Source organism: Hydrocarboniphaga sp. FW305-C-57 (assembly GCF_058783045.1).
Genome location: NZ_JBYSYG010000001.1, coordinates 745,480 through 757,758, shown reverse-complemented (window position 1 = coordinate 757,758; position 12,279 = coordinate 745,480). Strand labels below are relative to the sequence as shown.

11 protein-coding genes are annotated in these 12,279 nt (G+C 66.7%); 3 read left to right on the top strand and 8 right to left on the bottom strand.

The window, feature by feature from the left end; all coding sequences use genetic code 11:
* Positions 1 to 2: 2 nt before the first annotated feature.
* Positions 3 to 938 (top strand): alpha/beta hydrolase, encoded by a 936-nt coding sequence (locus AC3WUM_RS03505; RefSeq protein ID WP_492408732.1) that lies wholly within the window; start codon positions 3 to 5, stop codon positions 936 to 938.
* Here the strand turns inward: AC3WUM_RS03505 and AC3WUM_RS03500 are convergent.
* Together AC3WUM_RS03500 and AC3WUM_RS03495 are read right to left on the bottom strand one after the other, a co-directional pair.
* Positions 928 to 1,335, bottom strand: a complete 408-nt coding sequence (locus AC3WUM_RS03500; RefSeq protein ID WP_492408731.1) for a VOC family protein — start codon at positions 1,333 to 1,335, stop codon at positions 928 to 930. The two genes, AC3WUM_RS03505 and AC3WUM_RS03500, sit on opposite strands and share 11 nt — an antisense overlap.
* Before the next feature lie 2 nt (positions 1,336 to 1,337).
* Positions 1,338 to 2,084, bottom strand: coding sequence for an SDR family NAD(P)-dependent oxidoreductase (locus AC3WUM_RS03495; protein ID WP_492408730.1), 747 nt, complete (start codon positions 2,082 to 2,084; stop codon positions 1,338 to 1,340).
* A gap of 138 nt (positions 2,085 to 2,222) precedes the next feature.
* Between AC3WUM_RS03495 and AC3WUM_RS03490 the strand changes: the two genes are divergently transcribed.
* Positions 2,223 to 3,152 (top strand): AraC family transcriptional regulator, encoded by a 930-nt coding sequence (locus AC3WUM_RS03490; RefSeq protein WP_492408729.1) that lies wholly within the window; start codon positions 2,223 to 2,225, stop codon positions 3,150 to 3,152.
* A 94-nt stretch (positions 3,153 to 3,246) separates the two neighbouring features.
* Here the strand turns inward: AC3WUM_RS03490 and AC3WUM_RS03485 are convergent, their stop codons facing one another.
* A complete protein-coding gene (locus AC3WUM_RS03485) occupies positions 3,247 to 4,653 on the bottom strand; it encodes a nicotinate phosphoribosyltransferase (RefSeq protein WP_492408728.1) in 1,407 nt (468 codons plus the stop codon).
* A 206-nt stretch (positions 4,654 to 4,859) separates the two neighbouring features.
* On the opposite strand from AC3WUM_RS03485, the gene fgd reads away from it, so the two are divergent.
* Positions 4,860 to 5,867, top strand: coding sequence for a glucose-6-phosphate dehydrogenase (coenzyme-F420) (gene fgd, locus AC3WUM_RS03480; protein ID WP_492408727.1), 1,008 nt, complete (start codon positions 4,860 to 4,862; stop codon positions 5,865 to 5,867).
* A gap of 28 nt (positions 5,868 to 5,895) precedes the next feature.
* Here the strand turns inward: fgd and AC3WUM_RS03475 are convergent, their stop codons facing one another.
* The 5 genes from AC3WUM_RS03475 to AC3WUM_RS03455 all read right to left on the bottom strand — a co-directional run bounded on the left by AC3WUM_RS03475 (position 5,896) and on the right by AC3WUM_RS03455 (position 12,252).
* On the bottom strand, positions 5,896 to 6,921 hold the full coding sequence (locus AC3WUM_RS03475) for an enoyl-CoA hydratase/isomerase family protein (protein WP_492408725.1): 1,026 nt from the start codon (positions 6,919 to 6,921) through the stop codon (positions 5,896 to 5,898).
* 22 nt (positions 6,922 to 6,943) lie between these two features.
* Complete coding sequence (locus AC3WUM_RS03470; RefSeq protein ID WP_492408724.1) at positions 6,944 to 7,738, bottom strand: metalloregulator ArsR/SmtB family transcription factor; 795 nt, start codon at positions 7,736 to 7,738, stop codon at positions 6,944 to 6,946.
* Positions 7,739 to 7,748: 10 nt separating this feature from the next.
* A complete protein-coding gene (locus AC3WUM_RS03465) occupies positions 7,749 to 9,143 on the bottom strand; it encodes an acyl-CoA reductase (RefSeq protein WP_492408722.1) in 1,395 nt (464 codons plus the stop codon).
* Between the two features lie 115 nt (positions 9,144 to 9,258).
* On the bottom strand, positions 9,259 to 10,611 hold the full coding sequence (locus tag AC3WUM_RS03460; RefSeq protein ID WP_492408721.1) for a hypothetical protein: 1,353 nt from the start codon (positions 10,609 to 10,611) through the stop codon (positions 9,259 to 9,261).
* Positions 10,612 to 10,773: 162 nt separating this feature from the next.
* On the bottom strand, positions 10,774 to 12,252 hold the full coding sequence (locus tag AC3WUM_RS03455; protein ID WP_492408719.1) for a FadR/GntR family transcriptional regulator: 1,479 nt from the start codon (positions 12,250 to 12,252) through the stop codon (positions 10,774 to 10,776).
* Between the last annotated feature and the right edge of the window lie 27 nt (positions 12,253 to 12,279).

The following is a 12,279-nucleotide window of genomic DNA, read 5'->3' as shown; positions in this document are numbered from 1 at the left end:
CCATGGACAGGGACTTCCACCCCGACCTTCGACGCATCGCGCGCTGCCTGCCGCGCAACGCCTTCACGCGTCGCAGCCTTCCGGTGATGAAGCTGCTGTCCCGCTGGATGGCTCGCAGGCGCAGACCCGGAGTCGAGATCATCGAGCTGCCGCAGAAAATCGGACTGCGCGTGCAACGGCCAGTCCGGCAGCGCAGCAATGGCGGCGCGATGCTTTGGATCCACGGCGGTGGCTATGTCATCGGCTCGGCGGCGCAGGACGATCTCCTGTGCCATCGGTTTGCCGAGCGGCTCGGAATTCCTATCGTCGCCGTGGAATACCGCCTCGCGCCCGAGCATCCGTACCCCGCCGCGCTCGAAGACTGCTATGCGGCCCTGACGTGGTTGAGCCGCCTCGACGGGGTCGACCCGGCACGGATCATCATCGCCGGCAACAGTGCCGGTGGCGGCCTGGCTGCCGCCCTGGCGCTTCTGGCGCGCGATCGCGGTGAGATCGTCCCCCTGTTTCAGTTGCTCGTTTACCCGATGCTGGACGACCGCTCGTCCGCGCGCCCCGGCATCGCCAGCCCTCTTCACCGGCTGTGGACCGAGAAAACCAACCGCCTCGGCTGGGAGGCGTACCTGCGCGGCGCAGACCCTGCGCGCGCCGTGCCGGCCAGGCATCGCGACTTGTCCGGGCTGGCGCCAGCCTGGATCGGGGTCGGCACCCTGGATCCGCTGCACGACGAGGGCGTTGACTACGCCGGCCGCCTGCAGGCGGCCGGCGTGCCGTGCGCGCTGGAGGTGGTTGCCGGTGCATTCCATGGCTTCGATGTCGTCGCCAGCCGGACTGCCGTCGCGCGCACTTTTTTTGATCGTCAGTGCGAAGCCGCCGCGTCGGCGCTTGACCATCAGCGGTCTCATCGCTCTTTCCGACCTGGATCGGAGTTCAGCGGCTGATTCCGTGCTGCCAGGGCTTGAACACGAACTCCAGGCTGTAACCATCGGGGTCCAGCACATTGGCGGCGTAGTAGCGCGGGTCGTAGTGCAACCTGGCGGCAGGCGCACCGTTGCCGCTAGCTCCAGCCGCGATCGCCGCTGCATAGGCGGCATCGACTTCGGCCGTGCTGCGCGCGACGAAGCCCACATGCACCGAGCGCCCGTCGGGCTTGCCGGCCCGCAGCCAGAAGAACATCCGTCCGCCAGCGCCGAAGCCTTTGAGATCGGGATGGCCCGGCGAGCCTTCGCTGCCGTCGTAGTCGAGGCGATCGACGATACCCAGAGGCGCGAGTGCCCGCTGGTAGAAGGCGATCGAGCGATCGATGTCACTCACCGATAGGAAGATGTGGTCGAGCATGGCTAGATGACGTAGCCGCCGGCGATTTCGATGGATTGCGCGTTGATCCAGCCGTTGTCGTCGGACAACAGGCTGGCGATGCTGCGCCCGACATCGTCTACTTCGCCGACTCGTCCGAGTGCGGTTTGAGCGGCGAGCAAGGCTTCGAACTCGGCGTCGAGCCCGCCTCCGAGTTCGGTCCGTATCGCCCCCGGCGTAACCGCATTGGCGCGAATGCGTCGCTCGCCGAATTCTTTTGCCATGTATCGGGTCAGCACTTCGAGTCCACCCTTGAACGACGCATACGGCGCGACACCGGCGGTGGCGACTCGGGTGGTGGCGCTGGTGACGTTGACGATGTGCCCGCCATCGGCCATCAGCGGCAACAGCGTCTGCGTCAGGAAGAACGGCCCCTTGAGATGCACATTGAACAGATCGACGAACTGCGCTTCGGTAACAGTCCCGATCGGCGCGTACAGCCCGTGGCCGGCGTTGTTGACCAGGGCGTCGAAATCGCCACGGCCCCAGGTGGAGTCGAGCGCGCCGCGTACATGGTCGCGGAAGGCCACGAACGAGTCGGTCCGGCCGACATCCAGCTTGAGTGCGACCGCTCTTCCGCCTTGCGCTTCGATCGCGGAGACGACTTCATCGGCGGCGCTGGACTGCTGCTTGTACGTGAGAATGACGCCCATGCCGCGACGGCCGCATTGCAAGGCGGTGCTGGCGCCGATGCCGCGGCTGCCGCCGGTGATCAGGACGATCTTCTGCATGTGCTGCTCCTGTGTCGTGTCGATGTCGGCACAGACTAGGGATCGGGCCCACGGCGGTCCGGCCGAATCCTGCCCCGATCTTGCCTATTCCTACCCGTTGTCTTGTCACCGGGCTTGCCAGCCGTTTCCAATGGGGACATGGAAACGATGCTCAACGAACTTCGGCGGCTGGCATCCCGCGCCGAGAACCGGCGAACCGAGACCGGCATTCCGCGGGTAGCGATGGTTCAGGGTGAGATTCCCGAACATCAGCTGGCGGCGGTTTACGAGCCGATGGTCAACCTGATCCTTCAGGGCGGCAAAACCATGACCGTCGGTGACCGCAGGCTGCATTACGATCCGGCGACATATTTCGTGATGAGCGTCGATTTGCCCGCGACGGGTGCCGTGCACGCCGCGCCGAACGGCGATCCCTATCTGGCGATCAGCCTGACGCTGGAGCCGGCCCGCGTGATGGCCTTGCTGGCGACGGTGCCGCCGCCCAAAGGCGGAGCGCCGTACGACAGCGGCTTTTCGGTGGCGCCCGTGAGCAGCGAACTGCTGGACGCCTGGGTGAGGATGCTGCGGCTCATGGAAAAGCCGGACGACATCCCGGCGCTGGCGCCCGCCTACGAACGCGAGATCCTCTATCGCGTGATGACCGGACCGCACGGCTGGATGCTGCGCGATATCGCCACGCCCGACACTGCCTTGGCCCGCATCAGCCAGGCCACGCACTGGATCAAGGCCCACTTCGACCAGCCACTGCGAGTCGATGAGCTGGCCAGCCGGGTGGCGATGAGTCCGACTGCCTTTCATCGTCACTTCAAGGCCGTGACCGCGTTGAGCCCGATCCAGTATCAGAAACGGCTTCGCTTGATGCAGGCCCGCACGCTGCTCATCGCGGACGGAAAGAAGGCGACGACCGTCGCGCTCGATGTCGGCTACGAAAGTACGACGCAGTTCAGCCGCGAATATGCACGCTTGTTTGGCATGCCACCCGTTCGGGACATGGCCCGATTCAAGTCCGCTGCATCATCGACCGCAGCCTCTGCAGTGCAGGCGAATGCCTCAGGTAGCCGCCGATAGCGTAGGCCGGCTTTTGCCGAGCTTCGACCCATTTCGCTGTTGACGGTGCCTCGCATCACGCACTTGGCGATGCATCCGCAAACCAGCATCCACATCAAGCACGCAAACCCTCGGCCGCACGCGCCCTGATCGTCGCGAAGTCCTCGTCGACGAGCAGCTGACCATCGCGAAACACCGGACGCAGCAGATTTTCCCGGCCGCCGAGTTCCTCGACGCGCAGCCCGAGATAGCCTCCCTCGGGTTCTCGCACGATCGCCAGGCGACCAGGCTTGCTGCGCTTGTCCGGGTCGGTGACCGGGTCTTTGCAGATGTCGCGCACCTCGCCGCCGACGACGACCTGGCTCGCCTTCATCGCCCATTTCATCGTGTCGCGATCGAGCTTCTGCAGCAGGCCGCCGCCCATGCCGAACGCGGCGTTCTCGGTGGACAGGCCGCGCATCTTGAGCGCTTCGAGGATGCGCGGCAGGCTGTCGAGATTGACGCCATCGCCCTGGATCACGCGAATGAAATCGGGCAGCACGCGGTAGCCCTTCGCATTCACGCGATGACCGAAGCGGGCCATCAGGTGCTCGATCAGCCGGGGCAGTACCGCGATCGGATCGCCGCTGTCGGGCCGTATCACCACGCGGCCACCGGTGCTCTCGACGAGCGTCTTGAGCTCCACGCCGACGAGCTGATCGACCGCATGCCAGAGATCGTAGCTGTCGACGACGAAGGCGAGGATTTTCTGCGGCCCGGCGAAGCGCTCGATCATGTTGCGATAGGCCTCTACTTCATGCGCGCGGCCCCAGCTCGTCATCGTGCTGTGCTCGCTGGCCGGAATGCTGAAGCCCGCCATCGGCTCGTGATAGCAGCGCCTGGCGACGAGCAGCGCGGAAAGCGTATCGGTCCCGAGGAAATTGAGCAGATGCCCGGCGCCGCCGAGGCCGGCCGACTCCTCGCTGGTGGCGCCGCGGGCGCCGAAATCATGCAGCTGGAACGGCAGCACCGCGTGCGGATCTTCCGCAGTATCGAGCAGATAGCGCAGCAGGATCCGCTTGCAGGCGAAGCTCAGGCTCGCGACCGTCGTCGGATACCAGACCGCGCGCAGCAGCGAGGTTTCGAGATAGCCGCCGAGCCAGTGGAATTCCGCATCCGTGTTGCGGATCTGCACGAGCGGAATGCGCGTGCCGAGCACCGTTCCTTCGGCCAGCGCTTCGATCTCGATCGGCAGCCGGCCACGATGCTTTTCGAGCAGGCGCTGCCAGCCTGCGCGATTGAACACCCCGACGTGAGCCTGCGCGATCTGCTCGGCTTCGTCGATCTGCTCCTGCGTCAGCGGCGCGCAGAGCACGTCCTTGATGAAGGCCTGCAGGCCGAAGAACAGCACGCTGTCGAGCGCGCCGCCGCGCGGCTCGATGTAGCTGCTGACGTACCGGGTCCCCGGCGGATACTGCAGGAAGTGACTCAGCTTGTAGCTGTCGGTATTGAGGATGAGGCTGCTGCGATTCTGCTGGCTCACCGTCGCTCATCCGGATGATGAAGGGCTGCCGAGTCTACCCCACCGCGGTTCGGCGCCGGGCACGACGCCGACGCCGTGCGGCCGGGCCATGGACGATGCGCGCAGGTCGCTATTGAACACCTCTGTTCGATTTGGATTTATGCTGGCGGCCACGACGCCCGGCTTTCGCCGCGAGAAAGTCGAGAAGCCACGAGGAGACGATCGGCATGTTGAAGCTTGGTTACAAGGCGTCTGCGGAGCAGTTCGCCCCGAACGAATTGCTGGCCTATGGGGTGCTGGCCGAGCAGGTCGGGCTCGATTCGGTCTGGATCAGCGATCACTTCCAGCCCTGGCGCCACACCGGCGGCCATGCGCCGTTTTCGCTGGCCTGGCTCGGCGCGCTCGGCGCCAGGACCGAACGCGTGATCATGGGCACGAGCGTGCTGACGCCGACTTTCCGCTATCACCCGTCCATCGTCGCGCAGGCTTTCGGCACGCTCGGCGCTTTGTTTCCGCAGCGCGTGGTGCTCGGCATCGGCACCGGCGAGTCGCTCAACGAAGTGCCCTCGTCCGGCCTGCACTGGCCCGAACAGAAAGAGCGCACCGCGCGTTTTCGCGAGGCCGTCAAGCTCATCCAGCAACTCTGGCGCGAGGATCGCGTGAGTTTCGAGGGGCAGTTCTACAAGACCGAAGTCGCGACCATCTACGACAAGCCCGAACGGCCCGTGCCGATCTTCATCGCCGGCGCCGGCCCGGTGATGGCCAGGCTCGCGGGCAGCGAGGGCGATGGCTTCATCTGCACGAGCGGCAAGCAGTGGGAGCTGTACACCGACACGCTGCTGCCGAACCTGCAGGCCGGGCTCGAAGCCTCGGACCGTCTCGACCGGCCGGACTACGATCGCACGATCGAGATGAAGGTCTCGTTCGACACCGACCGCGACAAGGCGCTCGAAGACACGCGCTTCTGGGGCGCGCTCGCGCTCAAGCCCGAAGAGAAGATGAACGTCGAGGATCCGCTCGAAATGGAAAAGCTCGCCGACGCCCTGCCGGTCGAGCGCGCCGCCTCACGCTGGATCGTCAGCGACGATGCCGACGAGATGGTCGAGAAGATCGGCGCTTACGTGAAGCTCGGATTCAATCACCTGGTATTTCATGCGCCGGGCCCCGATCAGGCCCGCTTCCTGAAACTGTTCTCCGAGCACGTCGCACCGAAGCTGCGCCAGCGCTACGGCTGAGCGATTCGCGACGCGCCCGAGCGCAGACTCAATCGCCTTGTCGCCGGTTTGCCCGCCGATACATCGGGCCGCCGAGATGCGCCGCAAAGCCGAGCCGATCGACGGCGACGACATCGACTTCCTCGGCGTGCTGCGCCAGTCCCTGCGTGATCAGGCGATCGCCCGCATCGGCGAGTGAATCGGGCTCCCGACCGAGAGCCTCCGCGATCGCCTGCGCACGCGCATCAAGCCCGCCTTTGGCTGCGCGGCGGCGAGCGGAGAACAGATACGCCAGCGCCGCGCGCTGCGGGCTGGTCTGGCAGCGCTCGTAGGCTTGGCGCTCGAACGCCAGGCCTGCTTCGGGCGGTCGCGTGCAGGCGTATTCGATCGCATCGACGATGAGCCACGGCGCGAGCTGGCCCTCCCACTGCGCACGCTTGGATTCGCGGTAGCGAGCGAACATCTCGGGATCGACAGCCGTATCGTTCCGAGGCGCTCGCGCATCCACGCGCACGGATGGCAGTTGCCGCAGCGCGGTTTCGAGCAGACGGCCCGGCTCGCAGATCGCGTCGAGCAGCCCGAGCGCATGCGCCTCGTTCGCGCTGAAATGCCGGCCCGTGGTGGCGATGTCGAGCGCGGCCCGCGCCCCGACGATGCGCGGCAGGCGCTGGGTTCCGCCCGCGCCCGGAATAACGCCGAGCGTCACTTCGGGCAGCCCGAGCTTGAGCGGATCGGCACCGACGCGCGCATGGCAACCGAGCGCGAGCTCCAGGCCACCACCGAGCGCGACACCGGTCATCGCCGCCACCACCGGCTTGGGCGAACGCTCGATCAGCGCGATGCTGTCGCGCAGGCTCGGCTTGTTGAGCGCGGTGTTGCCAAGCTCGCGCACATCGCCGCCCGCACTGAAACGATCGTGACGGCCGATGATGACGATGCCGCCGAGGCTGTCGTCCGCGATGGCGCTCGCGAGCGCATCGAGCAGGCCCTGGCGGACCGCCTGCGAAGTCGCGTTGACCGGCGGATTGTCGATCTCAAGCACGGCCGCGCCGTCGAACCGTTCGAGGTGAATCATCGTGAAGATTCCAGGTGTCGCATCAGCGCACGCGATAATCCGGCCTGCGCTGGCCATGCTGATCGTCGATGAGATCGAGCAGGCGCGGCAGCAGGCTCGACAGCTGCTCGCGCTCGGCGGCGCTCAGCTGCAGCAGCGCGTGATACTCGGCGGGCTGCTGGTTGGCGACCAGGTCGCGCAATACGTTCAGGCCCTTGTCGGTCAGTCGCAGCAGGGCACTACGCCGGTCGTCGGCATCGACGCTGCGAATCAGAAAGCCCGCTGCTTCGAGCCGTCCGAGTCGCTTGGTCATGCCGGGCAGGCTGATCCAGAAGGTGCGCGCGAGCCGGCTCGCGCTGCTCTCGTAAGGCGGGCCGAGGCGACGCAGGGCCCCGAGCAGCGCGACATCCGCGAAGCTCAGGCCGACACGCTCTGCCACCGCTTCGCTCGAGCTGACGACGTGATGGCCGATCTGGGTGAAATACATCATCAGGGCGAGCACGCCGTAGTCGATGTTCGGCGCTTCGGCCTGCCATTTTCCGAGCTCGCTGGCGACCGCATCCGGCGGAGCGGCTTCGGAGGCCTTGTCCATCGCGATCGCGTATTGAGCCAGGACGCGCAGCGACTGCGGCCTGCGGCTGTAGATGCGCATGCGGCCCTGCGGCCGCGCTTCGACGAGCCCGGCGTCGACGAGCACCTTGAGATGCTGCGAAACCGCGCCGCGCGTGATCGGATGCCGGGACGCCAGTTCGCTGACCGAGGCGGGCTCGGTCAGCGATTCGAACAATCGGCGACGCGTGGTGTCGGCCAGCGCGGCGAGCAGGGCATCGACGCTCATCGCAGCGGCATCAGCCTTCGTCGTTGACCCAGCGCACGAAGCGATGCAAGGGCATGAAGCCGTCGTGCGGCAGGCCGCCTTCGATCGCGCCGGCCGAACCCAGATTGACGACGCGCTGCACGCCCATCGCCGCGAGCGCATTGCGCAACTCGGCCTTGCGCGCAGGCGGATAGACGCCGACCGTTTGCGTCGCGACGTTCGCATGCCGCACGCCTTCGGCCAGCGAACTGACCGGCAGCACGTTGACGACCCGGCCATCGGGGTGAAATTCCACCGGCTCGTCCGAGCGAATGACCACGCCCTGCCCCTTGTAGTCACCCCAGACGCGGTAATAGTCCTCCATGCCGCGCAGGCCTTCGATCTCCTCGCGCATCGCCTGCGGCAGCGGCCGGCCGGCGGCGGTCGCCATCGGCCGCTCCACGCCCATGCGCTGCTGCAGCAGCGCGCAGTAGCGATCGATCTGCTCCTGCGTGCCTTCGACGAACTGGAAGCGGCTCGAAACACAGGCCTGCTGCTCCACCATCGTCGAATCGGCCGCCGCGAGATCGGCGACCTGGGCGAGGGTTTGGTCGGATTCGAAAGCCTCGCGACCGATCAGCGAAATCGAAGTCTTGGGATCGAAGGCGACGAGTTCGAAGCCCGGCCCGATGTACTTCTGCGCGTTCATGATCGTGCTGCCGCCGCCCCAGGCGACGAGCTTGTCGAAGAACTGCGGACGGAACAGCATGCCTTCGACCTGCGCATCGCCACCGCGCCAGTACGCGGCCGAGAACGAGCGCGACACCGGATGATTCGGTGCGACGATAGCCAGCGCACGCAGGATCGCGGTCGCCGTGAACAGATCGTTCGACGGAATCTTGATCAGGTGCAGGCCCTTGATCAACGCGCCGCGCAAGATCGTGGTCGCCGCCACGCCCGGCGAGTTGCCCGCGATCACGTGCACGAGCCGCGGTGGAAACGCACGAACGCGATGCTTGCGCCCGCTCGGCGCGTCGATCACCTCGCGCCAGCCGTCGACCACATCCGCGCCACCGAGCTCGGCCTGCACCTGAAACTCCATGCTCTTGCGATCGAACAGGCGCGGCAGGCCCGCGTAGGAGCGTTCTAGGATCGCGGCCGGCAGCGGGCTGCTGCGGATCGAGTATTCGAGCGCCTGCGCGAGCAGGCCCTGCGGATCGCGGCCGAGCCAGGCGCCGGTTTCGACGAGCACGTCCATGATTTCGGACAGCGGCGTCTCGAACGCGGGACCGGCTTCGGTGCGCGGCCAGACCAGGTCGTTGAGATTGAGCCTGGGCGTCGTGAAGCGCGCGTGCGCGGGGCCGAATTCGAGATCGGCGCCTTCGACGGTCCGCCCCTTGACGACGTGGCAGAGCGGAACGGATTGGAGCTGCGTGGGGGCGTTCATGCGTGGAGCACTCCGCGAATGGATGGTGAGCGACCGCGAAAGAGTAGGCAGTCGCGGTTGCCGCGACCGTGGACGGATCCGCCAAACAGCGGAGCCGGATCGGACAGTGCGGCCTTCATGCGACGGCTCCACGAATGTAGGCGTCGATGGTTCCGGCGCAGCCGATGTGATCGTCCTGGCCGGGCTGGCTGTAGCGCGCGATGTTGTCGAGCAGTGTCGGCCCATGGCGTCCGCAGGCGCAGCGATCGGCGAAATCGATGCTGACCTTGTCACCCGTGATGAGGCCGCCCCAGCGGCCTTCGTAGAGCAGATCGAGAAACGCGAAGCGGGCTTCGACGGGCTGGCCGTTCGCATGCTCGGGCTTGATGAGCTGCTCGCCCGGCGCATCGAGCGGCAGCACGATGAGCCCGGGCGGAATGTGATAGCGGCCGGCCTCGCAGCGCGGCAACGTCTGCGCCATTTCGGTCATGCCGTAGGCGGCGAAGCGCAGCACCGGACCGTAGAAGCGATCGACGCGCTGCTGATAGTCGTCCGGCAGCGAGACGCCCTTGAGCCCACCGCCCGCGCTGATCACCGACTGCGGATGGAATTCGCCGTCGCCGATGCCGAGCTCGCGGGCGCGCTCGATGATCAGCATGTGTTGCGCCCACAGGCCGCTCAGGAAGATCGGCTCGTGACGATGCTCGAAGATCTTCGCGGCGAACTCGCGCAGGCTCGCGCGCATGCGCTCGCCCTTCTGCGCGCCCTTGCTTTCGAAGGCCGCGATCTCGTCGGGCGTCGCCGTTCCCTTGACCATCTTGTTGCGCATGGCGGCCATTTCGCTGACTTCGGAAATCAGCAAGGGCTCCTGCGAAAGCGCATACGTGGAGCCTGGACGTCCCCAGTTCTGCGCGTTCGCGATCGCCGCCTCGACCGAGCTCTGGCGTCCCTTGATCGGTCCGAGCCAGAACACCGGACGATCGGCATTCGCGCGCGCGAGCGGCCAGCCGACCGAGTAGCGTGCGTGGCGCGACTTCATCTCGCGATCGCCCATCGTGTGATTCAGGAACGAGCACTTGCCCGTGGTGCCGCTCGTGGCGATGACCGCATGACCCGCCGCCCACAAGCGCTCGAGCCAGTCGTCGACGTTGCGTACGCCGCTGACGTCGACGTTCTTGACGTCGGCGACCGATAGCGTGTCTAGCCAGGCCAGCATGCGGTCCCAGCGGCCCTGCTCGAAGAACGCGGCCGGATACGACTTGTAGACCGTATGCGCGAACAGCAGCGGAACCAGGTCGTCGAAGCTGCGAATCCGCGTGATCGCCGCGTCGTCCGCTCGCCGCTTGACGAGCGGAATCTGCGTAGCCCGCTGCTCGAACAGCTCCTGCGCGGCCTGCAGCTGCAGGGGCCTCAGCGCGGCCGCAGGCTGATCGTAGGCGCTGTCCGGATCGGTGATGAGGTTCAGCAATTGCTGGCGTGCGCTGCTCATGGGTCTCCTCGATGTCTCAAGCTTGTTCTCGCCGATGCACGCTAATCAACGGTCAAAACCTTAGGCAAAGATGTAGCGGGTTCGCCGCATTTCTTCGTTTATTCGGAGCGAGTCCAGCGAAACCCGTCAGCCGCGACTGACACATCGAGTGCCCGCATGCGCTCAGGATTCGAGCAGCAGCTCGACGCGAACGTCGAGCAGCTTGAGGTGGCGCAGCATCGCCCGGCGCGACAGCGCGGCCTCGCCTGCCGCGATCAGCCCGCAGAGCTCCGCATGGCTCGCGACGATGCGCGTCCAGATTTCGTCACCTGGCGGATCGGCGTGGTAGTGCGTGCCGACGCGATCGAGCAGGCCCATGAACAAAGCCAGCGCCGGATTGCGCGACAGCTCGCCGATCAGGGCATGCAGCCAGCCGTGCGTCGGCAATCGCAGTGACGGCGAGATCGGTCGCGCCTCTTGGCTGCGAAGGCGCTCCATGCGTGCGCGCCCGGCGTCGTCGATGCGTGCGGCGGCCATCGGCGTGCAGGCGATCTGCAGCGCGCGCCAGAGCTCGTAGAAATGCCGCGGTCGCAGGCGGGCGTATTCGAGATAAGTCGAGGTGAGCTCGACCGTGTATTGGGGATCGGGTGCGCAGGCGACGAGCCCACCGTAGGCGCCGCGCTGCGCTCTCACGATGGCCTGGGGCTCGAGCGTGCGCAAAGCTTCGCGCAACACTGCTCGGCTCACGCCGTGGCGCTCGCAGAGCTGCGCCTCCGAGCCGAGCTTGCCGCCTGGTCCTGCGCGCTGGGCGTCGAGCGCGATGCGCAGCGAGGTCCGATGACCGAGCTTGAGCTGTGCGCTTCCACCGAAGCGCTGCGATTGCACGACCAGCTCGAGCGCGCTCGCGGTGTCGGCCCGGAATCCGAGCTCGATCGCGCGCTCGTCCAGGGCCTTGCGCGCGCGTTCGAGCGAGGCCCGGGCACGCAGGCCGGCCTGCACCGAATCGCCTGCGATCACCGCTTCGGCGAGCGCGATCTTCTCGCGCCGGGCCTTGAGCATCAGCGCCGGCAGTTGCGGCGTATCGGCCGGCAAGCTCAGCAGATCGCTGCTCACGCGATAGAGCGCTTCGAGCATGAGCACGAGCGCCGGGTTGCGCGACAGCGAGACCAGCGACCGGCGGAATCGCAGGCTCAGCTCGATATCCGCCTCGACGCTGGTCAAGGGCGCGTCACGCAGCTCGCGCACGAGCGCGGACAGATCGAGCAGCTCGCGCTCACCACCGCGCTCGCAGGCCAGCGTGATCATGAGTTCCTCGAGCACGCTGCGCGCTTCGAGCAGATCGTGCAGCCTGACGGCCGCAAGCTCGAGATACGCGGCGAGCGCGAGCACCGCGGCTTCGCGTGCAGGCTGCTGCACGACGAGACCGCCGCGCAGGCCCGTTCGCATGCGCGCGATGCCGTGCCGCTCGACCTGCCGGATGGCCTCGCGCAAGGTCGCGCGGCTCACCTCGTAGCGCTGCATGAGCTCGCTCTGGCTGCCGAACACGAAACCGATCGGCCAGCCGAGTTCGGCGATATCCTGCTTGATCTTCGAGGCGACGATCTCGCCGAGCTTGGGCTCGCGTAGCGCTGCGTTCTCCAGCTCCGCTTCGGCTTGCAGCACCGTCAGCGCTCGCCCTGGAGGACGTTC

Excerpts from the sequence above, each read along its gene's own strand:
- AC3WUM_RS03490 (WP_492408729.1), top strand. The coding sequence starts at position 2,223 with ATGGAAACGATGCTCAACGAACTTCGGCGGCTGGCATCCCGCGCCGAG.
- AC3WUM_RS03465 (WP_492408722.1), bottom strand. The coding sequence starts at position 9,143 with ATGAACGCCCCCACGCAGCTCCAATCCGTTCCGCTCTGCCACGTCGTC.
- fgd (WP_492408727.1), top strand. The coding sequence starts at position 4,860 with ATGTTGAAGCTTGGTTACAAGGCGTCTGCGGAGCAGTTCGCCCCGAAC.
- AC3WUM_RS03475 (WP_492408725.1), bottom strand. The coding sequence starts at position 6,921 with ATGATTCACCTCGAACGGTTCGACGGCGCGGCCGTGCTTGAGATCGAC.
- AC3WUM_RS03505 (WP_492408732.1), top strand. The coding sequence starts at position 3 with ATGGACAGGGACTTCCACCCCGACCTTCGACGCATCGCGCGCTGCCTG.
- AC3WUM_RS03495 (WP_492408730.1), bottom strand. The coding sequence starts at position 2,084 with ATGCAGAAGATCGTCCTGATCACCGGCGGCAGCCGCGGCATCGGCGCC.
- AC3WUM_RS03470 (WP_492408724.1), bottom strand. The coding sequence starts at position 7,738 with ATGAGCGTCGATGCCCTGCTCGCCGCGCTGGCCGACACCACGCGTCGC.
- AC3WUM_RS03460 (WP_492408721.1), bottom strand. The coding sequence starts at position 10,611 with ATGAGCAGCGCACGCCAGCAATTGCTGAACCTCATCACCGATCCGGAC.
- AC3WUM_RS03500 (WP_492408731.1), bottom strand. The coding sequence starts at position 1,335 with ATGCTCGACCACATCTTCCTATCGGTGAGTGACATCGATCGCTCGATC.